At 68.3% G+C, this 22519-nt stretch carries 21 protein-coding genes; 13 read left to right on the forward strand and 8 right to left on the reverse strand.

Features of this window, described 5'->3' with window-relative positions; translation table 11 throughout:
• The first annotated feature begins 242 nt into the window (after positions 1-242).
• From D7316_RS20165 to D7316_RS20180, 4 genes are all read left to right on the forward strand, one after another.
• Positions 243-1217 (forward strand): alpha/beta hydrolase, encoded by a 975-nt coding sequence (locus D7316_RS20165; protein ID WP_124709838.1) that lies wholly within the window; start codon positions 243-245, stop codon positions 1215-1217.
• Between the two features lie 88 nt (positions 1218-1305).
• On the forward strand, positions 1306-1638 hold the full coding sequence (locus tag D7316_RS20170; RefSeq protein WP_232016994.1) for a YidH family protein: 333 nt from the start codon (positions 1306-1308) through the stop codon (positions 1636-1638).
• A 15-nt stretch (positions 1639-1653) separates the two neighbouring features.
• Positions 1654-1893, forward strand: coding sequence for a hypothetical protein (locus D7316_RS20175; protein ID WP_124709839.1), 240 nt, complete (start codon positions 1654-1656; stop codon positions 1891-1893).
• 34 nt (positions 1894-1927) lie between these two features.
• On the forward strand, positions 1928-2410 hold the full coding sequence (locus tag D7316_RS20180) for a TIGR03668 family PPOX class F420-dependent oxidoreductase (protein WP_124709840.1): 483 nt from the start codon (positions 1928-1930) through the stop codon (positions 2408-2410).
• 20 nt (positions 2411-2430) lie between these two features.
• Here the strand turns inward: D7316_RS20180 and D7316_RS20185 are convergent, their stop codons facing one another.
• Entirely contained in the window at positions 2431-4329 is a 1899-nt protein-coding gene (locus tag D7316_RS20185) for an ABC transporter ATP-binding protein (RefSeq protein WP_124709841.1), read from the reverse strand.
• A gap of 172 nt (positions 4330-4501) precedes the next feature.
• Between D7316_RS20185 and fgd the strand changes: the two genes are divergently transcribed.
• On the forward strand, positions 4502-5518 hold the full coding sequence (fgd, locus tag D7316_RS20190; protein ID WP_124709842.1) for a glucose-6-phosphate dehydrogenase (coenzyme-F420): 1017 nt from the start codon (positions 4502-4504) through the stop codon (positions 5516-5518).
• A gap of 33 nt (positions 5519-5551) precedes the next feature.
• Here fgd and D7316_RS20195 read toward each other — a convergent pair whose 3' ends face one another.
• Positions 5552-6439 (reverse strand): LysR family transcriptional regulator, encoded by an 888-nt coding sequence (locus D7316_RS20195; RefSeq protein WP_124709843.1) that lies wholly within the window; start codon positions 6437-6439, stop codon positions 5552-5554.
• 81 nt (positions 6440-6520) lie between these two features.
• Between D7316_RS20195 and D7316_RS20200 the strand changes: the two genes are divergently transcribed.
• The 6 genes from D7316_RS20200 (at position 6521) to D7316_RS20225 (ending at position 13996) form a co-directional block, all read left to right on the forward strand.
• Positions 6521-7570 (forward strand): DMT family transporter, encoded by a 1050-nt coding sequence (locus tag D7316_RS20200; RefSeq protein WP_124709844.1) that lies wholly within the window; start codon positions 6521-6523, stop codon positions 7568-7570.
• A gap of 30 nt (positions 7571-7600) precedes the next feature.
• The gene (locus tag D7316_RS20205) at positions 7601-8269 is read left to right on the forward strand and encodes a hypothetical protein (RefSeq protein ID WP_124709845.1); all 669 of its coding nucleotides are present in this window, start codon (positions 7601-7603) and stop codon (positions 8267-8269) included.
• A gap of 59 nt (positions 8270-8328) precedes the next feature.
• Entirely contained in the window at positions 8329-8877 is a 549-nt protein-coding gene (locus tag D7316_RS20210) for a TetR/AcrR family transcriptional regulator (RefSeq protein ID WP_124709846.1), read from the forward strand.
• Positions 8878-8981: 104 nt separating this feature from the next.
• Positions 8982-10613 carry an FAD-binding oxidoreductase gene (locus tag D7316_RS20215; RefSeq protein WP_124709847.1) on the forward strand — a complete coding sequence of 544 codons (1632 nt, stop codon included), beginning with the start codon at positions 8982-8984 and terminating at the stop codon, positions 10611-10613.
• Positions 10614-10679: 66 nt separating this feature from the next.
• Positions 10680-12791 carry a phosphate acetyltransferase gene (gene pta / locus D7316_RS20220; RefSeq protein ID WP_124709848.1) on the forward strand — a complete coding sequence of 704 codons (2112 nt, stop codon included), beginning with the start codon at positions 10680-10682 and terminating at the stop codon, positions 12789-12791.
• Entirely contained in the window at positions 12788-13996 is a 1209-nt protein-coding gene (locus D7316_RS20225) for an acetate kinase (protein ID WP_124709849.1), read from the forward strand. Before pta ends, D7316_RS20225 begins: the two co-directional genes overlap by 4 nt.
• Positions 13997-14017: 21 nt before the next feature.
• Here D7316_RS20225 and D7316_RS20230 read toward each other — a convergent pair whose 3' ends face one another.
• From D7316_RS20230 to D7316_RS20240, 3 genes are read right to left on the reverse strand one after another with little or no spacing between them, the layout of a single operon-like run.
• Positions 14018-16573, reverse strand: a complete 2556-nt coding sequence (locus D7316_RS20230; protein ID WP_124709850.1) for a serine/threonine-protein kinase — start codon at positions 16571-16573, stop codon at positions 14018-14020.
• 41 nt (positions 16574-16614) lie between these two features.
• A complete protein-coding gene (locus D7316_RS20235) occupies positions 16615-17634 on the reverse strand; it encodes a glutamate ABC transporter substrate-binding protein (protein WP_197718275.1) in 1020 nt (339 codons plus the stop codon).
• Positions 17631-19070, reverse strand: coding sequence for a hypothetical protein (locus D7316_RS20240; RefSeq protein WP_124709851.1), 1440 nt, complete (start codon positions 19068-19070; stop codon positions 17631-17633). Before D7316_RS20240 ends, D7316_RS20235 begins: the two co-directional genes overlap by 4 nt.
• Positions 19071-19421: 351 nt before the next feature.
• Here D7316_RS20240 and D7316_RS20245 point away from each other — a divergent pair, with 351 nt between their 5' ends.
• The gene (locus D7316_RS20245) at positions 19422-19904 is read left to right on the forward strand and encodes an NUDIX hydrolase (protein WP_124709852.1); all 483 of its coding nucleotides are present in this window, start codon (positions 19422-19424) and stop codon (positions 19902-19904) included.
• Here D7316_RS20245 and D7316_RS20250 read toward each other — a convergent pair.
• Positions 19879-20265, reverse strand: a complete 387-nt coding sequence (locus D7316_RS20250; RefSeq protein WP_124709853.1) for a hypothetical protein — start codon at positions 20263-20265, stop codon at positions 19879-19881. The genes D7316_RS20245 and D7316_RS20250 overlap by 26 nt on opposite strands.
• A 289-nt stretch (positions 20266-20554) precedes the next feature.
• Positions 20555-21013 (reverse strand): winged helix-turn-helix transcriptional regulator, encoded by a 459-nt coding sequence (locus D7316_RS20255; protein WP_124709854.1) that lies wholly within the window; start codon positions 21011-21013, stop codon positions 20555-20557.
• A gap of 86 nt (positions 21014-21099) precedes the next feature.
• On the opposite strand from D7316_RS20255, the gene D7316_RS20260 reads away from it, so the two are divergent.
• Entirely contained in the window at positions 21100-21801 is a 702-nt protein-coding gene (locus tag D7316_RS20260; protein ID WP_232016995.1) for a nitroreductase, read from the forward strand.
• On the opposite strand, the gene thiE is transcribed toward D7316_RS20260, so the two are convergent.
• The gene (thiE, locus tag D7316_RS20265) at positions 21794-22501 is read right to left on the reverse strand and encodes a thiamine phosphate synthase (RefSeq protein WP_124709855.1); all 708 of its coding nucleotides are present in this window, start codon (positions 22499-22501) and stop codon (positions 21794-21796) included. The two genes, D7316_RS20260 and thiE, sit on opposite strands and share 8 nt — an antisense overlap.
• Between the last annotated feature and the right edge of the window lie 18 nt (positions 22502-22519).

Consider the following 22519-nt stretch of genomic DNA (forward strand, 5'->3'; position numbering starts at 1 on the left):
ACGAAGGGGGAAATATAGTCGACGCAACCGACAGCTGTCTGTGACGCAGGTGAACATTCAGTGGCGCGAGTCTCCGCGGTGCCGGCCGGTGAGCTTGCGCGCGAAACCCCGCAGAACACGGGCATCAGCGGGGTCCACCCGTGTAGTTTTCGCACTGACGTATCTCAGCACGGACGGCGGACGGATGTGGCATGCCCGCGCGTGTCCCGCGCCGACTGTCACCAGATGACGAGGATTGAGCAATGCCGATTGTGCACCACCGCAAACCGAGTCTCCTGTCCTATCCGATGTGGCTCGGGACCCGTGCCCTACTGCGCCCGACCCTGTCGCTCTGGCCGCTCACCAGGTCGGGGATGGCGGGTCTGTTCCTGATCGACCGCGCCCTCGCGATCGGGCCGAAGCCGAGCGGTGTGGTCCGGGAACAGATGACCCTCGCCGGGCGCCCGGTGGAGCTCATCATGCCGTCCGGACCGTCGCGCCGCGACTCCGAGACCGCGGTCCTCTACCTCCATGGCGGTGCGTTCGTGGTGTGCGGTCTCGGTTCGCACCGGTCGATCGCCAGCCGGCTCGCCCGCTCCACCGAACTCCCGGTCTTCACGCTCGAGTACCGGCAGCTGCCGTCGTCGGGGGTGGGCACGTCGGTGGCCGATGCGGTCGACGCCTACCGCGAACTCGTGGGAGAGCGCGGGTACCGGCGGGTCATCGTCGCCGGTGACTCGGCCGGGGGATTCCTGGCCGGCAAGGTGGTGGAGGCCGCCGCCCGCGAGGGCCTGCCGCGGCCGACCGCGATGATCGGCATCTCGCCGCTTCTCGATCTCGATGTCGGCACCAACCCGGACCGCTCCAGCCGGTCCGATGCCTATATCCCGCAGAGCAAGATGGCGCAGCTCGCCGGCCTGTTCGGTCGTGGGCCCATCCCGTTCACCGGGGTGCGACGCATCGTGCAGATCGCCGACGCCGACTTCCCGCCGACGGTGATCATCACCGCGGAGGGCGAGATGCTCGAGGCCGACGCCATCGAGCTGATCGAGACGCTCGACGAAGCCGGGGTCGACGCCGTCGGGCACAGCTACGCTTGGCAGGTGCACGCGTTTCCGGTGCTCACGACCCGGCATCCGGAAACCCTGCACGCGATCGAGGTGACCGCGGCATTCGTTGCCCAAGCCATACGAGAGGCGAAGGACGCTGACGAGCGGAAGGACCAGCGGGCCGGCTGAGCCCGGACCGCGCGGGGACACGACCAGAGACGACACGACCAGAGACGGCGCGACCAACGACGACGCGTCCGAGGACGGGCCACTGCCCGTGCCGGGCGGCGTCGATGCCCGGTTCACGCTCGCCGCCGAACGCACCGTGTTGGCCTGGGTGCGCACCGCGCTCGGATTCATGGCCGCCGGGGTGGCCGTCGTCTACGTCGCCGGTGACATCGAACATCCGATACTCGAGACAGCCCTGGGGCTCATCATGGTGGCCCTGGGATGCGTCATCGCACTGCTCGGTGCGTGGCGCTGGCGGCAGACCAGCCTGGCGCTGCGCGAGGGTGGCGAGATGCCGGGGCCCGCTCACGTCACATTCCTGATCGTTGGGATAGTGGTGGTGGCCGTGGCGATAGCCGTGGTGATCGTGATCCAGACCTGAGGTGACTACGTTTCGATGATCAACAACGACTTCCAGCGTGGGGCGCAGAGCTTCTCCCGCGGTATGACCATCGTCGGATCGGTGATCCTGATGGTCTGCGTGGCGTTGCTGACGGTCAACTGGTGGCAGGAGGGACGCTGGGTCTGGGTGGGACTCGGCATCGCCATCGTCATCGTGAACATCGGCCTCGTCTACCTGCAGTTCCGTCGCCGCAAGCTGACGCCGCCGACGAAGCCGCCGTCAGACGGCGCGTGATCGCGCCGGCCACCCGGATCCCGCCGACAGCACCATGACGTCCGCGCAGGAACGGTTCGGGTCGGCGCGGGTGGCACGACTGGCCACGGTGGGATCGAACCCCGCGGGATCGAACCCCGTGGGATCGAACACCGTGGAATCGAACACCGTGGGATCTGAGACCGTGCCGCACCTCGTGCCCATCGTGTTCGCCCTCGACTCCGATGGCCGGACGGACGCGATCTACAGCTGCGTCGACCACAAGCCGAAGCGCACGCAACGCCTTCGACGCCTCGCCAACATCGCCGCCAATCCCGCGGTGTCCCTCCTCGTCGACCATTACGACGACGACTGGACAGCCCTGTGGTGGGTCCGCGTCGACGGACGGGCGGCCGTGGTCGACGCCGACAGCCCGGCGGGCTCCACCGCGATCGACGTGCTCGCCGAGAAGTACGCCCAGTACCGCACCGACCGACCCGACGGACCGGTCATCGTCGTGCGTGATCTGCGATGGCATGAGTGGGTGGCGCGACCCTGACCGGTCGGCGCGACCCCGGATCACGCCGTGAGTTCGGAGACCGTCGCCGGTGCCTGGTCGGCGAACTGCGTGCGGTAGAGCTCGGCGTATCGCCCGTTGCGGGCCAGCAGGGTCGCATGGTCGCCTCGCTCCACGATCCGGCCGTGCTCCAGCACGGCGATCTCGTCGGCGGCGCGGATGGTCGACAACCGGTGTGCGATGACGAGCGACGTACGTCCGACCAGCGCCTCGGAGAGCGCTTCCTGCACAGCCGCTTCCGACGTCGAGTCGAGGTGTGCGGTCGCCTCGTCGAGGATCACCACCGACGGTTGCGCCAACAACAGCCGCGCGATGGTCAGCCGCTGACGTTCCCCGCCGGACAGCCGGTAGCCGCGCTCGCCCACGACGGTGTCGAGACCGTCCGGCAGCGACGTCACCAGGTCGTCGAGCCGCGCCCGCCGCAAGGCATCCCAGATCTTTTCCTCACCGGCCGTCGGGTCGGCGAGCGCGAGGTTGGCGCGCACGGTGTCGTGGAAGAGGTGGCCGTCCTGGGTCACCAATCCGACGGTCCGATGCACGGATGCGCTCTGCAGATCGCGGAGGTCGACACCGTTGAGGCGGATCGACCCGGTGTCGACGTCGTAGAGGCGGGTGGCAAGGTTGGCGATGGTCGACTTCCCGGCGCCCGAACTGCCGACCAGTGCGGTCATCGAACCGGCCGGGACCTCGAGGTCGATCTCGTGCAGCACCGTCGCGCCACCGCGATTATCCAGTTGCGCAACCTCTTCCAGCGAGGCCAGCGACACCTTGTCGGCCGATGGATAGGCGAAGGAGACGTCGTCGAAACGGACCGACACCGGGCCCGACGGTACCTTCTGCGCATCCGGCTTGTCGGCGATCAGCGGCTCGAGGTCGAGCACCTCGAAGACACGCTCGAAACTGACCAGCGCACTCATGATCTCGACGCGGGCGTTGGCCAGCGCGGTCAGCGGCGCATACATCCGGGTCAGCAACAGGGCGAGGGAGACGATCGCGCCGGCCGACAGGTGGCCGCCGACGGCGAGCCAGCCGCCGAGACCGTAGACCAGGGCGAGCGCCAGTGCCGACACCAATGTCAGCGCGGTCATGAAGTAGGCCTGCAGCATCGCGCGACGAACACCGATGTCGCGCACCTGATCCGCGCGGTCGGCGAACTCCCTCGACTCGATGTCGGGACGGCCGAAGAGCTTGACCAGCGTCGCACCGGGAGCCGAGAACCGCTCGGTCATCTGCGTGGACATCCGTGCGTTGTATTCGGCCGCCTCCCGGGACAGGGCGGCCATCCGTTTGCCCATCCGGCGCGCGGGGACCACGAACACCGGCAGCAGCACCAGCGCGAGGATGGTCACCTGCCAGCTGATCGCGAGCATGACACCGAGCGTCAGCACCAGCGTCACGGCATTCGACACCACTCCCGACAACGTGTCGCTGAACGCGCGCTGCGCCCCGATGACGTCGTTGTTGAGACGACTCACCAGCGCGCCGGTGCGGGTGCGGGTGAAGAACGCGACCGGCATCTTCTGCACGTGGTCGAAGACGGCGCGGCGCAGATCCAGGATCAGACCCTCGCCGATGTTCGCCGAGAACCATCGGGTGGCCATGCCGGCCGCCGCCTCGATCACGGCGATCAGGGCGATGACCAACGCCAGCCCGACGATCGCACCACCGCTTCCGCCTGCGGTGATCAGGTTGACCACCCGGCCCGCCAGCAGCGGTGTCACCACGGTCAGCAGAGCCGTGAGTACCGACAACACCAGGAAGATCGCGATCCGCCGCCGATGTGGCTCGGCGAACGTGGCGATCCGGCGCAGTGTGGTGCGACGTTCACCTCGTAACGCGCGGGCCTCCGGCGCGTTCATCGACTTGTACATGGTGTCCCAGCCCACCGATTCCATGCTCATGACGACCACGGTAGAACTTAAAGCTCACTTGAAGTCCACTCGGTGGGTCGGATTTCGCACACGGCGAACCGGGCGCAGCGCGTTCGGGCGGCCCTGAGTACGTTGGACCCAGAGTGATCGATCGGTGAACCGCGAGCTCGACGAGCCGCGGCCGGCAGGAGCGAGGTAAGACGTGGCAGCAGAACTCAAGCTCGGATTCAAGGCGTCGGCGGAACAGTTCGACCCGCGGGAGCTGGTCGAGATCGCGGTGGCGGCCGAGCAGCACGGCATGGACTCGGTGGCGGTCAGCGATCACTTCCAGCCGTGGCGGCACAACGGCGGACATGCCCCGTTCTCGCTGGCCTGGATGGCGGCGGTCGGCGAGCGTACCGAGCGGGTGCAGATCGGGACGTCGGTGATGACCCCGACGTTCCGCTACAACCCCGCGGTGATCGCGCAGGCCTTCGCGACGATGGGTTGCCTGTACCCGGGGCGCATCATGCTCGGCGTGGGTACCGGCGAGGCGCTCAACGAGTACGCGACCGGGTTCCAGGGGGAGTGGCCCGAGTTCAAGGAGCGCTTCGCTCGGCTGCGTGAGTCGATCAAGCTCATGCGTGAGCTGTGGACCGGCGACGAGGTGGACTTCGACGGCGAGTACTACAAAACCCAGGGCGCCTACATGTACGACGTGCCCGAGAAGCCGATCCCGGTCTACGTCGCCGCGGGTGGCCCGGTGGTGGCCCGCTACGCGGGACGGGCCGGCGACGGTTTCATCTGCACCTCGGGCAAGGGCGCCGACCTGTATCAGGAGAAGCTGATCCCGGCGGTCAAGGAGGGGGCGGAGAAGGCCGAGCGCGACTTCGAGACGATCGACCGGATGATCGAGATCAAGATCTCCTACGATCCGGATCCCGAACTGGCGCTGGAGAACACCCGTTTCTGGGCGCCGCTCTCGCTGACCGCCGAGCAGAAGCACAGTGTCAACTCGTCGACGGAGATGGAACGGCTGGCCGACGAACTGCCCATCGAGCAGGTCGCCAAGCGCTGGATCGTCGCCTCTGATCCGGACGAGGCGGTGGAGAAGGTGAAGTTCTACACCGACTGCGGCCTCAACCACCTGGTGTTCCACGCCCCCGGACACGACCAGCGCCGGTTCCTGGAGAACTTCGAGAAGGACCTGGCACCCCGCCTGCGCACGCTGACGGTCTGAGGCCGGAAACCGGAGGGCGCGGGAGATCAGAGCCTAGGAGATGCCGACCGCCGAACGCAGTAGTTCCAGGATGCGTTCGGTGGCCTGACTTCCACCGGTTCGGTGATGGCGTCGCACCCAGATCGACCGGGTCGGTGTCGGCTCGACGATCCGGACCGCGCACACCTCCGCGGGCATCCCGACGAGGGCGAGTTCGGGGACGACGGTGAGCCCGACCCCGGCCGCGACGAACCGGATCGCGGTCGGATAGTCCTGGGTCTGGACCCCGAAGTCGGGTGTGAAGCCGGTTGCCACACAGGCGTCGATGAGGGCCTGGCGGCAGGGCCCGCGGGCGATGTCGTTGTCCACCCACGACCGGGTGCTCAGCTCCTGCAGCGGCACGCACTCGAGCCCGGCGAGCGATGACTCCGCGTGCACCACCGCGTAATACGGTTCGGTGACCAGATGCTCTCGGTCATAGCCGGCCATGCCGGACGTCGCGGCGCCGTCCACGTAGACCTCGACGTCGGGTCCGTACGGGGTGTCCTCGGCCAGCTCGACGAGCCGGAGATCCAGCCGGACGTCGGGGAACTCGCGGGTGATGGTGGCGACGACGGGTGGGATCCAGGTGGTACCCGCCGAGGCGAAGTAGCTGACCGACAGCCGCCCGGCGCGCCCGACCCGCAGATCGTTGACGATCCCGTCGAGACGCGCGAGATGGTCGAAGACCCCTGCCGACTCCTCGGCCAGCATCAGCCCGGCCTCGGTCGGGAGTACGCCGCGACCGTCGCGTTCGACCAGCGCGAGACCGGTCTCGCGCTGCAGGGCCGAGATCTGCTGACTCACCGCCGACGACGTGTATCCGAGTGCTTTCGCCGCTCCGCCGATCGACCCCTCCGCGACGACGGAGCGGAACACACGGAGGCGATGCGGATCGATCATGAAGCCAAGCTATAGCAATGCTTAATTGTCGGCAATGAATAGTCACTTGTGCTAACTGCTGAAGCTCGCGATGCTGGTTCCATGTTGATGCGCACCTCTGCCCCGCCCGCCGGGCCCGCCGTCGCCGCATCGGTGACCGTGGCGCTCTGGGCCTCCGCTTTCGTGGTGATCCGCGATCTCGGGCCGGTCTTCTCGCCGGGTGCGATGGCGTTTCTCCGGCTGCTGTTCGGCGTCGCGGCACTGACCGTCATCCTGGTCATCTCGCGTCGCCGCACTGCGACTGCCGCTTCTCGCGCGCCCCGATGGCCGCGGGGTCGTGGCCTCGGGCTCGTCATCGCCTACGGCGTCGCGTGGTTCGGTGCCTATAGTGTCGTGCTGAACTGGGCCGAGCAACATCTCGATGCCGGCACCGCGGCGCTGTTGGTCAACCTCGCGCCGATCATCGTCGCCGTCTACGCGGGTTTCTTTCTCGGCGAAGGCTTTTCCCGAATGTTGGTGCTCGGTATCGTCATCTCGTTCAGCGGCGTCGTGCTGATCACGGTCGGTGGCGGCGGTGCGCATGCGGATTGGCTGGGACTGGCCCTGGGCGTGATCACCGCAGTGCTCTACGCCGCCGGGGTGCTGTTGCAGAAGGTCGCGCTGCGCGACGTCGACGCCGTCACCGCCACCTGGTTGGGTGCGGTGGCGGGATTGGTCGCGACCCTGCCGTTCGCGCCGACCGCATTCCGTGAACTCGGTGCGGCCGACCCCGGTCAGATCGCGTGGCTGGTCTTCCTCGGCGTCGGACCCACCGCCATCGCGTTCACCACCTGGGCGTACGCGCTCGCTCGCACGGATGCGGGCGCACTGGCGGCCACCACCCTGGCCGTCCCGGCGATCGTGATCGTGATGTCGTGGCTGTTCCTCGGGGAGTTGCCGTCCGCTGTCCGCATCGTCGGCGGCGTCCTGTGTCTGGCAGGGGTGGCCATCGGTCGCGGACTTCTCCGCATCCGGTCACGCCGTGTCGTGGGGACAGAGGTCCGCGATGTCCTCGGCGACGAGGGCGCATCTGGCGCAGAGGGATCGGGCGCAGGGGGATCTGGCGCAGGGGGATCGGACGCAGGGGTATCGGGGGCGGCCCGGACTCGTTAGGGTTGATCGGAGAACTCGAGGAGTCCCCGCATGCGGAAACTGACCGTACCCATCGCCGCCGCTGCCGTTGTCGCCGCGGCCGGCGGGATCACCATGGTCGTGGTCGATCCCTCGCCGACATCTGCCGCGCCGAATCTCGCCCGTTCGTCGTGCGGGAGCTTCGACGGCTTCGGTCCGGCACCTGACTGCGGCGTCGTGATCAACGGCAAGACCGTGCGGGTCGAGTTGCGCAACAACGGAGTTCGCCCGATCCCGGTCGTCTGCACCCTGGGTCGCGTCGGCGCGCAGTCGCCGACCGCCAGCACGACCATGGGGCCGGGCGCGCGGGGGGTGCTGAGCGCGACGTCGGCGCTGTCGGGCGGGCAGGCGTACGTCGTCGACTGTCAGAGCGCCGTGCCCGTCGCCAAGGAGATCTCCCGCACCGCGGTGTTCACCGCCCACTTCGCCGCGCCCGAACGCACCACGTCGAGTGGGCCGCGGTTCGTCCGCCCGGCACCCCCGGACAGATCCACGCCCACACTGACCGTGCCGCGGGTGCGTCCGTCCTCGTCGGCGACTCCCACTGTGACGACGCCCACTGTGACGACTCCTCCTGCGACGACGACCCGTGAGTTCCGTCCGTTCATCCCGCGCCCGACGACGCCATCTCCTGACGGACCCGACAGCACCACGACCACGACGACCACACCCGCTCGCTGACGCCACCCGCAGCACCGTCCGATATGGGCGACGGAGCTGGTCGGATACCGTTGATGACCATGGATCGTGACCGCATGGTGGACGTCGGGGTGGCCCTGATGTCGCGCTTCGGCGCCAAGGCGCTGAGCCTGACATCCGTGGCGCGTCAGGCGGGTGTGGCCCGTGCGACGGCGTATCGGATGTTCGGCGGCAAGGACGCGCTCATCGCGGCGATCGTCGAGCGGGAGGTCGCGACGCTCCGGGTGAAGTTGCGCGAGTGGGCCGACACGGCTCCCGACGCGCCCGGCAAGGTGCGTGCGCAGATTCTCCACGTGTTGCCCTACATTCGCGAACACGAAGCGCTGCAATACATTTTGCGCAACGAACCGGAGGAGATCGTCCGTTCCCTCGTCGCCACCAAGGATGCGACCGGACCGACATTGATCCACCTCATCGTCGCCGAGGCGCTGCCGGATCTGCAGCCGGAGATCGGTGATCGGCTGTACCCGGGTCCGGAAGGGGCCGCCGAGTTCCTGGTGCGCACCATCTACTCGCTGATGCTGATCCCCGACAGCGCTCTCTCGGACGAGGAGATCGCCGATCTCGTCGTCCGCGCGATCGTGAGGTGAGGCGGTCGGGCGGCGCGCTTCGCGTGGAGTTCCGGGGTCGCGCCATTCCCCGGCCGCGTGACAGTTAGGGTGAATGTGTAACGCACCCGAGGAGGCCGGTCGCCATGAACATCCACGCCGATTCACCGAGAACCGATGAGACCGCCCTGCCGGTGGTGCATCTGCGCAGGCCACGATGGGGCGACCCCGCGACGCCCGGCGAGCTCCCGGCGGCCGCGGCCGCGCTGGTCGGCGCCGACGGCACCGAGCGACGGGGTGTGGCCCCCGACGACGTCGTGCTCGCCGAACCGCAGCTACCGGTGGACGCCCGTTCGGCGCTCGTGGAGGCGCTCGGCGAGCATCATGTGATCGACGATCACCGCTCGCGCATCGATCACACCCGGGGATACTCGACGCCCGACATCCTCGCGCTCCGCAGCGGGGACGGCACCGATGCGCCGGACGTCGTCGTGACGCCCGGCTCGCACGACGATGTGCTCCGCGTGCTGGAGATCTGTGCCGAGCATCGGGTGGCAGTGGTGCCGTTCACCGGCGGGACGTCGGTGGTCGGTGGTCTGGCGCCCGATCGGACCGGATTCGCCGGGGTCGTCACCGTGGACCTCGCCCGGCTCGACGAGCTCGTCGACATCGACGAGATCTCGCGCACCGCAACCCTGCAGGCCGGTCTGCGTGGCGTGCGGGCCGAAGAACTGTTGCGCGCCAAGGGCTATACCCTCGGCCACTTCCCGCAGTCCTATGCCGGCGCCGGTATCGGCGGCTATGCGGCGACCCGCTCGGCCGGGCAATCGTCGGCGGGGTACGGACGCTTCGACGACATGGTGGAGGGCATGGTTCTGGCGACGCCACGCGGCACCATCGCACTCGGCGCGGCGCCGAAGTCGGCTGCCGGCCCCGACCTGCGGCACCTGGTGCTCGGTTCCGAAGGGGTTCTGGGCATCATCACCGAGGTCACCGTGCGGGTCCATCCGGTGCCCGACCATCGCGTGTTCGAAGGCTGGCATTTCGACGACTTCGACGCCGGTGCCGCGGCGCTGCGCGCGCTGGCGCAGGACGGGCCGATGCCGACGGTGCTGCGGCTGTCCGACGAGATGGAGACCGCGATCAATCTCGCCGATCCGGACGGGGCCGGCGGGACCGACGCGGCCGGACCCACGGGCGGATGCCTGGCCGTGATCGGCGTCGAGGGTGCGCACGACGAGGTGGAGGCCCGCCATGCGGCCGTCACCGCGGTGCTCGAGCGGGCCGGCGGCGTCTCGATGGGCGAGGGGCCGGGAGAGTCGTGGCGGACCGGCCGATTCCGGGCGCCCTACCTGCGTGATCCGCTCCTCGATGCCGGCGTGCTGGTGGAGACGCTCGAGACCGTCACTTACTGGTCGCGTCTCGCCGACCTGAAGGTCTTGGTCACGGCGGCGTTGACCGACACCCTCACCGCCGCAGGCACCGCACCGCTGGTGATGTGCCACATCAGCCATGTCTACCCCGCCGGTGCCTCGCTCTACTTCACCGTGGTCTGTCCGCAGACCGACGACCCGATCGCGCAGTGGGCCGCTGCGAAGACCGCGGCCAACGACGCGATCCGTGCCGCGGGCGCGAGCATCACCCATCACCACGCGGTGGGCCGCGATCACCGCGCGACCTATCACGCCGAGATCGGGGACTTGGCACTCGACGCCCTGCGCGCGGTCAAGGTCGCGCTCGACCCGGCGGGCGTCTGCAATCCGGGCATCCTGATCTGAGTCTCCACGCGAGCCTCGGGGCGACTCACGACATGCATTCGGGTTCCGGCCGATAGGCTGGTCGCCATGGGTGCAGACACCGTGACGTCGAGCAGCATCTACATCGCCTCCGCGGAGGGGGACACCGGGAAGTCGACGGTGGCGCTGGGCCTGCTGGCCCTGCTGTCGGCGACCGGCGGGCGGGTCGGTGTCTTCCGGCCGATCTCCCGCGCCGCGGCCGGCGAACGGGACTACATCCTCGAACTCCTCATCGATCACGCGTCGGTCGACCTGCCGTACGAGGACTGCATCGGCGTCACCTACGACCAGGTGCACGCCGACCCCGAGGGTGCGATCGGCGAGATCGTGGCCCGCTTCCATGCCGTCGAGGCGCGCTGCGACACTGTCCTGATCATCGGCTCGGACTACACCGACGTCGGGAACCCGTCCGAGCTGAGCTTCAACGCGCGGATCGCGGCGAATCTGTCCGCACCGATCATCCTGGCCATCAAGGCAACCGATCGCACCCCGGCCGAATTGCACGGTCTCGCCGAACTTCTCCTCGCCGAGATCAGCGCACTGCACGCCACCACCGCGGCCATCGTCGTCAACCGGTGCGAACCGGAGCGGATGACGGTGATCGGCAAGGAGGTCGAGAAGACCGGTGTCCCGACGTGGTGCCTGCCCGAGGATCCGGTGCTGTTCGCCCCGACGATGGCCGAGCTCAGGGAGGCACTGGGAGCCGAGATGTTCAGCGGCGACGAGGAACTCCTCGATCGCGAGGCGCTCAAGGTGATGGTCGGCGGGATGACCGTCGAGCACATCCTCGAGCGGCTGACCGACGGAACGGTGGTGATCACCCCGGCGGATCGCTCCGACGTCCTGCTCGCACTGGTGAACGCCAATACCGCGCAAGGGTTCCCGCGGCTGTCCGGCATCATCCTCAACGGTGGGCTGCGACCACATCCGATGATCGACGCCCTCGTGAGCGGGCTGAAGCCGACGTTACCGATCATCTCCTGCGAGCAGGGCACCTACGAGACGGCACGGACCGCGGCCCATACCCGGGGTCGGGTCGGTGTCGGGTCCGCGCGCAAGATCGACGCCGCACTCGCCCTGATGGAGGAGCACGTCGACCCCGAGGCGGTCATGAAGGTCCTCGACGTCCACACGCCGTCCGTGGTGACCCCGCAGATGTTCGAATACAACCTCATCGCACGCGCCCGGTCGGCGCCCAAACACATCGTGCTGCCGGAGGGCGAGGAGGACCGTATCCTGCGGGCCGCCGGACGCCTGCTACGGCGCGGCGTCGCCAAGCTGACCCTGCTCGGCGCGGAGGACGTGGTCCGCACGCGCGCACAGGAACTCGGTCTCGACCTCGACGGGGTGGACGTCATCGACCCGGCCACCTCCGACCTGCTCGACGAGTTCGCATCCATCTACACCGACCTCCGCAAGCACAAGGGGATGGACCATGAACGCGCTGCGGAGACCATGCGCGACGTCTCCTACTTCGGCACGATGATGGTGCACACCGGGATCGCCGACGGCATGGTGTCCGGGGCGGTCCACACCACCGCGCACACGATCCGCCCGGCCTTCGAGATCATCAAGACCAAGACCGGTGTGTCGACGGTGTCGAGTGTCTTCTTCATGTGTCTCGCCGACCGGGTGCTCGCCTACGGCGACTGTGCCGTGGTGCCCGACCCGACCGCCGAGCAGCTCGCCGACATCGCCATCTCCTCCGCCCAGACGGCCGCGCAGTTCGGCATCGATCCGAGGGTGGCGATGCTGTCGTACTCGACGGGGCAGTCCGGGTCGGGCGCCGACGTCGACAAGGTCCGGGTGGCAACAGATCTCGTGCGGGATCGGGCCCCGGAGGTCCTCGTGGAAGGGCCCATCCAGTACGACGCGGCCGTCGAACCGAGCGTGGCGGCCACCAAGATGCCGGACTCGCCGGTGGCGGGGCAGGCGACGGTGCTGATCTTCCCCGACCTCAACACGGGCAACAACACCTACAAGGCGGTGCAGCGCAGTGCGAATGCGATCGCGATCGGACCGGTGCTGCAAGGCTTGAACAAACCGATCAACGATCTGTCGCGCGGAGCCCTGGTGTCCGACATCGTCAACACGGTGGCGATCACCGCGATCCAGGCCCAGGACCAACCGGCGATCCCCGATCCGGAGGCGACGGCGTGAGCACGGCGGCCGCCGGCGCGGTTCTGGTCCTGAACGCCGGGTCGTCGTCGCTCAAATATCAACTGCTCCACCCTGATACGCAAGAGGTTCTGGCCGACGGCATCGCCGAACGCATCGGCGACGAGGGATCGTCGATCACCCACGAGCAGGACGGCGAGGAGATCACCGAGTCATTGCCACTGCCCGATCACCACGCCGCGATCGAGCGGGCGATGCGGTTCTTCGCCGATCACGGCACGGACCTGCGGACCGCGGGTCTACGGGCGGTCGGCCATCGGGTGGTGCACGGCGGGCGGACCTTCTACCGGCCGACACTCATCTCGGTCGAGGTCATCGCCGAGATCAGCCGCATCTCCACGCTTGCGCCACTGCACAATCCGGCCAACCTCATCGGGATCGAGGCAGCACGGTCGCTGTTACCGGACGTGCCGTCGGTCGCGGTCTTCGACACCGCGTTCTTCCACTCGCTGCCCGATGCCGCGGCAACGTACGCGATCGACCGTGGTGTCGCGAGCCTGCACGCGATCCGCCGCTACGGATTCCACGGTACGAGCCACGAATACGTGTCCGAACAGGTGGCTGCCTTCCTCGACCGCCCGGTCGGTGACCTCAATCAGATCGTGCTGCATCTGGGTAACGGGGCGTCGGCGTCCGCGATCGCGGGCGGCCGCCCGATCGACACGTCGATGGGGATGACGCCACTCGAAGGGCTCGTGATGGGTACCCGCAGTGGCGATCTGGATCCCGGAATCGTGATGCACCTGAATCGTGTCGCGAAACTCGGTGTGGACCAGATCGATACGCTGCTGAACAAGCAGTCGGGACTCAGGGGGCTGTGCGGCGAGTACGACTTCCGGGCGATCACAGAGAAGATCGCGGCGGGTGATGACGGTGCGCGCAAGGCCTATGACGTCTACATCCACCGGCTGCGCCGCTACATCGGTGCCTACATGATCGAACTCGGCCGCGTCGATGCGATCACGTTCACCGCGGGAGTGGGGGAGAACGCCGCGGGCGTCCGGGCGGACGCGCTGGCCGACCTCCAGAACTACGGCATCATCATCGACGACGAGCGAAACGCGCTGCGTGGCAAGCACGCCCGCCGGATCTCGGCCGACGAGAGCACGATCGAGGTGCTGGTGGTGCCGACCAACGAGGAACTGGCCATCGCGCGGCAGTCCGCGGAGGTCGTCGCGGAGCTCTGACGCCGCGCGCCCGGCGGAACCTCAGAACAACGTATCCGGCCGAACATAATTCGCGAGGTCGACGAGCATGAACCGATGCGCGCGATTGACCCGGGTCTGCCGTGCGAGCAGGCGCAGACAGCGCTCGGTTCCCGCCCGTAATCCCTGCTCGGTGAAAGGATAGCCGAGCAGGGTGGTCGGCTGCAGCGACGGATCGGCGTCCGGGTTCTCGTGCACCCAGCCCAAGGCGGTCCCGAGGACGATGAGCAACAACCGCTGTTTGCGTGGTTCGCTGTCGGGCATCACGCCCACCCGCCGCGCGGCCTCGACGACCTGCGCCCGGGACACCTGGGCGATCGGTCGGCCGTGGACCAGCGCGAGCACCGCGGTCGCCCGGGCGGTGTTGAAATGCCGGCTCGTGGGCGGTACCTCGTCCAGCGGCGCGATGGCGGCGTCGGCATCGCCGGCCGCGACGGCCAGGCGGGCCAGTCCGAAAGCGGCGGTGACGATGCCGTGGTCGGTGAGCCACAGGTCGTGATAGTGGTGGGCGGCGATGTCGAACAATTCGGTGATCCGCGCCTGGTGGTCGGCCGACGGAGACGACTCGTCGGACAGCCACCGCCCGATCAGCTCGGCGGTACCCGCGACGGCCAGTTTCGGGGCGACCTCACCGGGCATCGCCTGCAGGACGTCGCTGAAGCGCTCATAGGCGAGTTCCGGTTCGTCGTTCATCAGCGCGCAGATCGCCATGTACCACTGCACCCGCCACGAATCACCATGGTGCGCCGAGACATCCCGCAGCAGGGTGAGTGCGGTGTCCACATCGTCGAGCTCCAGATGGGCCCGGGCCTCGGCGAGGTCGATCTCCAGTGACGGGTGACGATCGTCGCTCGAGGTGCCCAGCATCGACGAGAAGCCGTCGGCGCGGGCGGCATGGATCGAGTCGAGCGTCTGGCGCGGGTCGGACAGCGCCGCCGACGTGAGCAATCCGGCCGCCGGGTCCATCGGGTTCACCAGGGGCAGCGGCAATGCGCGGGCGATGTCGACCGGATCGTAGAACGCCGCCTGCTCCGGATCGAAGAAGCCGTCGACCGGTGCGAGCAGGAGATCGGTCCCGAAGGTGGACCGCTGCGGGGTGAACACCGTGGACAGCGACGGCCGGGGCACACCGGTGTGCACCGCGACGATCTCACGCAGCACGTTGAGCACCTGCGTGGTCATCTCGTTCGTCGAGGCGAACCGGTCTGCCGGGTCGGGTGCGGTGGCACGTTGCAGCAGAAGGTAATACGACGGGTTGTCACGGAAGACCGGGGTGTCCTCCGGCGACGGTAGGCCATCGAGGTAGCGGCCGTCCTTCTTGGGCATGTCGACGGTCAGCGCAGCCAGCGTGCGCCCGATGCTGTAGATGTCGGTGGCCACCTGCGGGCCCGTCTTGACGATCTCGGGCGCCTGGAACCCCGGCGTGCCGTACAGGTGCCCGTAGCCGTTGATCGGGGACACCGCGCCGAGATCGATGAGTTTCACCTCGTCGCTGCCGATCATGATGTTCTCCGGCTTCACGTCGTTGTAGACGAGACCGACCGAGTGCAGATACCCCACGGCAGGAAGCACTTCCAGCATGTAAGCCATCGCGTTCTCGACGCTCAGCAGTCCGGCGGGCGCGCTCGGGTCGCCGTCGCCATCGTCACCGGCCGTGATCTGTTTGAGCGTCTGCCCGCCGATGTACTCCATCACGATGTAGCCGAACCGGTCGTCGTACTCGGTGACGTGTTCCACGAAGTTGTAGATCTTCACGATGCCGGGATGATTGACCGACGCGAGGAACTGCCGTTCGGCGACCGCGACCGCCTGTGCCTCGGCGTCCGACGAGTTGAGCAGACCCTTGAGCACCACCGGCCGGTCGGAGACGTTGCGGTCGATCGCCAGGTAGATCCAGCCCAGGCCGCCGTGCGCGATGGCGCCGGCGATCTCGTACTGCTCGGCCACCAGCGTTCCCCGCTCGAGGCCGGGGACGAACGAATAGCGCGCACCGCAGTGTGGGCATTCGCCGGTGAGATCACCCTTGCCCGGACCGACGCTGCGCCCCACCGGCTTTCCGCACCGCCAGCAGGTGCGCTTGCGTTCGGCGATGATCGGATGGCTCAGCACCGCGTCGGCCGGCTCGATGTCGGTGATCTTCGGCAACTCGACCAGGCCGCTGCCCAGTCGGCGATCGTGAACCATCGAACGATTGCGCGGCACCAGGCGACGGCTGGAGCCGAGCGACGTGACATCGGTGGGGATCGTCGGACCGGAACGTCCCGAGACGCGATCGGTCGGCGCGTCCCCGCTCTGGTCGTCCGCCGCCGCGGCCGCCTCGAGGTCGGCCTGACTGGCCTTCTGGGTGCCGACGTCGAGGTCGTCGAGAGTCGCTTTCTGGGTGCCGACGTCGAGGTCGTCGAGAGTCGCTTTCTGGGTGCCGACATCGAGGTCATCGCGGCTCGCGGCCTGCGTGCCGACATCGAGTTCGTCGCGGGTGGCCGCCTGCGTGCCGACGTCGACCGCTCCCACCTCCTGATCGGGAGGTGCTGTGTCGGTGCGGTTCTCGTGGTCGGTCATCTGGGTCCCCGGGTTCTCGTCCTGTTCTGTCGGTGGGTGTATCAGTCTCGGTAGACCGGTGGTGGCGGTCCGTTGCCCGGCCCGAGGATGGACAGCCAGCGGTCGTACATCTGCTGCCACCGGCCGCTGACCCGCAGTTGCTGCAGCACCCCGTTGACGAAGCGGACCATGTCGTCCTGCCCCTTCGGGATGCCGACCCCGTAGTACTCCTCGCCGAGACTCGGGCCCACCAACTGCATCCACGGATCCTGTTCGGCAAGCCCCGCGAGGATGGCGTCGTCGGTGGTGACCGCATCGACCTGCGCCTGCTGCATCATCACCAGGCAGTCCGCCCACGTGGTGGTGGTGACCATTCTGGCACGCGGTGCGATGGACTGTATGCGACCGATGGACGTCGCGCCACGGGCCGCGCACACCTGCTTGCCCGCCAACGCGGCGGGCCCGTCGATGCCGGAGTTCCGGGTGGACAGGATGCGTTGCGAAGCAACGTAGTACGGGCTGGAGAAGGCGACGTCGCGCAGCCGGTCGCACGTGATGCTCATCGTCTTGACCACCACGTCCACCGAGTGGTCGATGAGGGCCTCGGTCCGTTCGGCCGAACTCAGCACCCGGTATTCGATGGTGTTCGGATCGTCGAAGATGGCCTGGGAGATCGCCCGGGCGATGTCGACGTCGAAACCCTGGATGTCGCCGGTGATGGGGTCGCGGAAGCTGAACAGGTTGCTGCCGATGTCGAGGCCGACGATCAGCCGCCCGCGGCCGAGGATGTCGGCCATCGTGGTGCGGATCGGCATCTGGGCCGGTACCGGCATCGGGCCGGGACGCAGGCTCACGGTGGCGTCGCAGGTCTGCGAGTTCGGCGCGGGTTCCCGAGCCGCATCCGGCTCCGCGCCCTGCGGTGTGGGCTGTACACCGAACGCGACCGGCGGCGGCGACGGGGGCGCCGGGAAGCGCACACACCCGGTGGCCGTCGCACAGATCGCCAGGCCCGTCACGATCGCGACGAGCACGCGCCGCGTGCCGTCGCCGTGTCCGGCTCCCTGGCTTCGTCGTCGCATCATCGGTACTCCCGGATACGAGGGATCAAGCCGACCACCACCGCCGCGGCGGCGAACAGCGTCAGCAACAGAATGCCGGTGCCGGTGTAGCCGAGCACTCGCTGCGCGGTGTTGATGTCGTCGCGGAACGACGTCCGGGTGGTGGTGATGGTGTCGACGAGCGCACGGTCGAGGTCGCCGTACGCCTGCGCCGTCGAGTTCGGACCGTCGCCGATCGTCTTCACCCGCGCCTGCGCGAAGTCGCCGGCACTCATCTGGGCGCGCACCTGCGCATCGCGTTCACGCCATTGATTCAGCACGTAATTGGCGTTGTACAGCTGGGAATCGGTGACGGTACCCGTCCCGTCCTCGCTCTTCACCCGATCGAGGGTGCGGGCGATCTCCCCGGTCGTCTCGCTGAACTTACGGTCGAGGTCGCCCTGATCGCCACGCCGCACCAGCGACAGGGTCTCCGCGGACCGGGCTTGCTGGGTGAGGATGCGCGCGGACGTGAGTTCGCGCAGGGGATCGGCGCCGTCCATGCGCGCGTTGTTGGTGGCCGCGACCGACATCAGACCTGATGCCAGCAGCCACACGGTCCCCACCACGACGGCGATCAATGCGGCCAGCACACCGATGTTGAACTTGCGTCGGGTCCGTCGTGCGAGGTAGCGGCTGGTGGCGACGAGTCCCACGATGAGGATGATCAGCGCCGTGTACACACCCCACGGCGGCACGGTGAGCGCGCTCTGCGGATCCGCGATGGCCATCGACCGTCGCTCGTAGAGTCGCTGGGCGGCGGGCAGGATTCGGTCCTGCATCAGGGCGGAGGCCTCACCGAGGTAGGTGGAGCCGACCGGGTTGCCGAGCCGGTTGTTGGTCCGCGCGATCTCGATCAGTCCGCTGTAGACGGGGATGCTGACGGCGAGGGTCTGCAGATCGGCGTCGATCTTGCGTTCGGTCACGGTGGGCTCCGCCTCGTCGGGCTGTGAGGTGCCCGCCGCGATGATCAACGAGGACGACGCGGTGGCCAGCGCGTCGGAGTATCTGGTGCGCAGTTCCGGAGATTCGAGGCCGCCCGAGATGAACGCGGAGTTGGCGGCGGCGTCGGCGATGGAGAGCGAGCTGTAGAGGACCTGGGACGCCTCGGCGAGGGGCTCGGTGTGGTCGATCATCTCGCGCAGGGTCTCGGTGCGCTTCTCCAGCGTCGTCGAGGCGTACAGACCGGTCGCGACGCACATGATCGCGAGGAGCACGAGGATGATGACCAGTTTGCCGGGGCTCGTCACCGCGTAGTGCCGCAGCGTGCTCAACGGGGACTGCGCGCGCTGCCGTGCGGAGGTGACCAGATCGCGTCGCTCGGAGAGCACCTGCCGGATCGGTGGGGAGGTGGGACTGGGCCGGATCGTGCGGCCCGCACGTGTCAGCGCGGTCCGCATGGGCGAGACGTCGCCGGTCACGTCAGGTTCCTTCCGAACTCTCCATGGTGGCGGCGTCTCTTTCCGATAGTGCCGGCGACACCGGCGTCGGGCTCACGATCTCCACCTCGTCTGTCGTCGTGGGCGGCTCACATGTTTCACCCCGAGGGCCGCGAATCCGGGCGGTCGAGACACCCGACCTCGACCGGGATCGGCGTGCGGACCACCTGTTTCAACCCTAGTCCTCGCCTGTCCGCGCGGCTCGACTTGCGGTGCCGTGTCCCGATCCGGTGCGGTGTCGGCCATCGCGTCCCTCTGGCCACTGTCACGGCACTCACATACCGTGGAGATGTCTGGGGTCATTTCGGGGTGGAGAGATCAGCAGGAGGCGGCGTGCGCGGAGACGGTGACGGCTGGGTGATCGATCCGGACGGCTCGCGTTATTGGGGACGAAACGGTGCGGCGGGCCTGTTGTTGCGCGCACCGCTGTCGGACGGTTCGATGTCGATCCTGCTGCAGCATCGCGCGGTGTGGTCGCATCAGGGCGGGACATGGGGTCTGCCCGGCGGCGCACGCGATTCGCACGAGAGCGCCATCGACACGGCGATCCGCGAAGCCGACGAGGAGGCCGGCATCGGCGGGACCGACCTGCGGGTGGTCGCGGCGCTGGTCACCCATCAGACCCCCAGCGGGTGGACCTACACCACCGTGATCGCCGAGACCGATCGGCCGGTGCACACGATCGCCAACGGGGAGTCCGCCGAGTTGCGGTGGGTACCCGAGGGTGACGTCGAGGGGCTGCCACTGCATCCCGCGTTCGGCACCGCCTGGCCCGGCCTGCGCGAGCGGATCAGCTCGCTCGACCCGCAGAGCTGACCCGAAGGCGGTTCGCGCCGGCGATCAGGGCGTTGACGTTGGCCTCGTCGGCGGAGTCCCCGCTGCCATATGCCCAGCACTGCCGGTCGTCGCGCTCGCACAGCAGGAACGTCGTGATCACGCCGTCGACCGATCGCTGATGGAGTCGGACGATCTGCACGGGCGCGCCGATGTCGTGCAGCATCGACGTCATGGCGCCGATCGGCCCGGACGCGCTGGCCTGCAGGGACACGATCCGATCCGCGTCGGCGATGGTGGCCCGGCAGGTGACCATGTCCTCGCGCCCGGCCTCGACGCTCCAGGCGCCGAGGCGGATACCGCCGGTGGGTGCGTACTCGTCGGTGAATCCTTGCCAGGTCATTCCGTATGCCTCCTCGCGGATGCCGCGCGGGAGTGCGCAGCCGAATCGTGTGGCGAACGGATCCCGGGACGTCTCATACGGCCAGGATTGGTGAGAAAGATGAAGGTTGTGCATCTCGAGGTTTCGTTTCGGTCGACAACTCGGTGACCGACGGGCAGACAGCGCAACGACCCCGCAGCGGGGGGTCGGTCAGATCAGACCCCGCTGCGGCGGGTTACGAGGGCGCTCTGCATGCACAACATGGTGTCGGCCAGCCTAGACCCGCCGCGGTCGCGACGGCAAACGTCTTTCATCGGTACGCGACGGGGAAGCCCGGGCCCGGCTCGGGCACGACGTCGCGGGCGGTGATCTCCACACCGCATCCGTCGCATTCGAGGTGGGTGTGGGCCTCGCCGGTGCAGTCGCGGTGCCGGTAGTGCACCGGCGGGCCGTCCGGTGCGAGGTACTTGTCGCCGAAGTCGCGCAGCGCGATGAGGATCGGATAGACGTCGTGGCCCTTCGGGGTCAGCCGGTACTCCTCGTGGGCCGCGCCGTCGGGTCGGTGTTTCACCAGGAATCCGTGCTCGACGAGCCGGTCGAGGCGGTCCTGCAGACGGCCACGGGAGATGCCCATCGCGGAGTGGAAAGCGGTGAAGCGTCGCACCCCGGTGAAGGCGAACTTCATGATCAGGAGCGTCCATCGGTCACCGAGTATCACCAGCGGCCGGGTGATCGAGCACGGCTCGTCGGCGAGCTCCTCGTAGCGCATGATCGGCATTCTACGCCCGATGGTTCCAAAATGAGACCGCCTCGGGTAGCGTCAGGTCTCGAAATGAGACCGCGGAGGTGGATCAGATGACGCAGACCGAGATGACCCATGCCGTCGATGCGATGGCGGCACTCGAGCAGATCATGGACGACCGCTGGACCTGTCGGCAGTTCCTGCCGGACGCGGTCCCGCGAGCCGAGCTCGAGCGACTGTTGCGGCTGGCGCAGCGCACGCCGTCGTGGTGCAACACCCAGCCCTGGCAGGTCCACGTGACCGAGGGCGCGGCCACCACGCGGCTGCGCGACACCCTGCTCGGCCATGTCGACGCGGGTGGCGCCATCTCCACCGACATCGACTGGCCGCCCGGGTACGAGGGTGTCTATCAGGCACGTCGGCGGGAGTGCGGACACCAGTTGTACGAGACCCTCGGCATCACGCGCGAGGACAAGGTCGGCAAGCTCATGCAGATGCGCCGCAACTTCGAACTCTTCGACGCGCCGCATGTCGCGATCATCACCACCACCGCGTCGTTGGGTACCTACGGGGCGGTCGACTGCGGGCTCTACATCGGCAGTTTCCTGATGGCCGCGCAGGCGCTCGGCCTCGGCGCCGCGCCCCAGGCCGCACTCGCCTCGTACTCCGGCGTCCTGCGAGACCATCTCGACATCGCCGACGATCGGCAGGTCGTCGCGGGGATCTCGTTCGGCTACCCGGATACCGAAGCGCCGGTGAACACCTTCCGTACGACACGCGCCGACCTCGACGAGGCGGTCACGTTCGTCACCTGATCGGCCGTGCGGTGACACCGGCGACGAGGTGTGCGGCCGCCGAACGCGGATCATCGGCGCCGGTGATCGCCCGCACCACGACGACTCGTTCGGCGCCGGCGGCGGTCACCTCGGGCAACCGGTCGGCGTCGACCCCACCGATCGCGAACCACGGCTTGGCCGGCGCAGCGGCCGCGGCGGCCCGGACGAGGTCCAGACCTGCGGCCTCGCGACCCGGTTTGGTGGGGGTCGCCCAGCAGGGACCCACGCAGAAGTAGTCGACGTCGGCGTCGGCGATCGCGCCGCGCATCTGGTCGGCGTCGTGGGTCGACAGTCCGATGACGACGTCGGGACCGACGATCTCCCGCGCGATCGCGGCGGGCAGATCGCCCTGTCCGACGTGCAGCACGTCGGCACCGGCGAGTCGTGCGATGTCGGCCCGGTCGTTGACCGCGAGGAGTGCGCCGCGCTCGCGCGTGACCTGGCGCAATCGAGCGAGGATGGCCAGTTCCTCCCGTGCCTCGAGCGTGCCGAAGGCCGATTCGCCGGCCGATCCCTTGTCACGGATCTGCACGATGTCCACGCCGCCGTCGAGCGCCGCCGACACGAAGTCGATCAGGTCGCCGCGTTCCCGCCGGGCATCGGTGCAGAGGTAGAGGCGAGCCGATGACAGACGGTCGTACCGCGGGCCCCGCGGAGATGTCCCGATGGAGGTTGTCACCGTCGCAACGGTAGTGTG

This window comes from Gordonia insulae (assembly GCF_003855095.1).
Lineage (GTDB): Bacteria > Actinomycetota > Actinomycetes > Mycobacteriales > Mycobacteriaceae > Gordonia > Gordonia insulae.

Bases quoted from the DNA above. Each gene is read 5' to 3' on its own strand.
- D7316_RS20165 (WP_124709838.1), top strand. From the start codon at position 243: ATGCCGATTGTGCACCACCGCAAACCGAGTCTCCTGTCCTATCCGATG.
- D7316_RS20175 (WP_124709839.1), top strand. From the start codon at position 1,654: ATGATCAACAACGACTTCCAGCGTGGGGCGCAGAGCTTCTCCCGCGGT.
- D7316_RS20180 (WP_124709840.1), top strand. From the start codon at position 1,928: ATGACGTCCGCGCAGGAACGGTTCGGGTCGGCGCGGGTGGCACGACTG.
- D7316_RS20185 (WP_124709841.1), bottom strand. From the start codon at position 4,329: ATGAGCATGGAATCGGTGGGCTGGGACACCATGTACAAGTCGATGAAC.
- D7316_RS20195 (WP_124709843.1), bottom strand. From the start codon at position 6,439: ATGATCGATCCGCATCGCCTCCGTGTGTTCCGCTCCGTCGTCGCGGAG.
- D7316_RS20200 (WP_124709844.1), top strand. From the start codon at position 6,521: ATGTTGATGCGCACCTCTGCCCCGCCCGCCGGGCCCGCCGTCGCCGCA.
- D7316_RS20205 (WP_124709845.1), top strand. From the start codon at position 7,601: ATGCGGAAACTGACCGTACCCATCGCCGCCGCTGCCGTTGTCGCCGCG.
- D7316_RS20210 (WP_124709846.1), top strand. From the start codon at position 8,329: ATGGATCGTGACCGCATGGTGGACGTCGGGGTGGCCCTGATGTCGCGC.
- D7316_RS20215 (WP_124709847.1), top strand. From the start codon at position 8,982: ATGAACATCCACGCCGATTCACCGAGAACCGATGAGACCGCCCTGCCG.
- pta (WP_124709848.1), top strand. From the start codon at position 10,680: ATGGGTGCAGACACCGTGACGTCGAGCAGCATCTACATCGCCTCCGCG.
- D7316_RS20230 (WP_124709850.1), bottom strand. From the start codon at position 16,573: ATGACCGACCACGAGAACCGCACCGACACAGCACCTCCCGATCAGGAG.
- D7316_RS20235 (WP_197718275.1), bottom strand. From the start codon at position 17,634: ATGATGCGACGACGAAGCCAGGGAGCCGGACACGGCGACGGCACGCGG.
- D7316_RS20250 (WP_124709853.1), bottom strand. From the start codon at position 20,265: ATGACCTGGCAAGGATTCACCGACGAGTACGCACCCACCGGCGGTATC.
- D7316_RS20255 (WP_124709854.1), bottom strand. From the start codon at position 21,013: ATGCGCTACGAGGAGCTCGCCGACGAGCCGTGCTCGATCACCCGGCCG.
- D7316_RS20260 (WP_232016995.1), top strand. From the start codon at position 21,100: ATGACGCAGACCGAGATGACCCATGCCGTCGATGCGATGGCGGCACTC.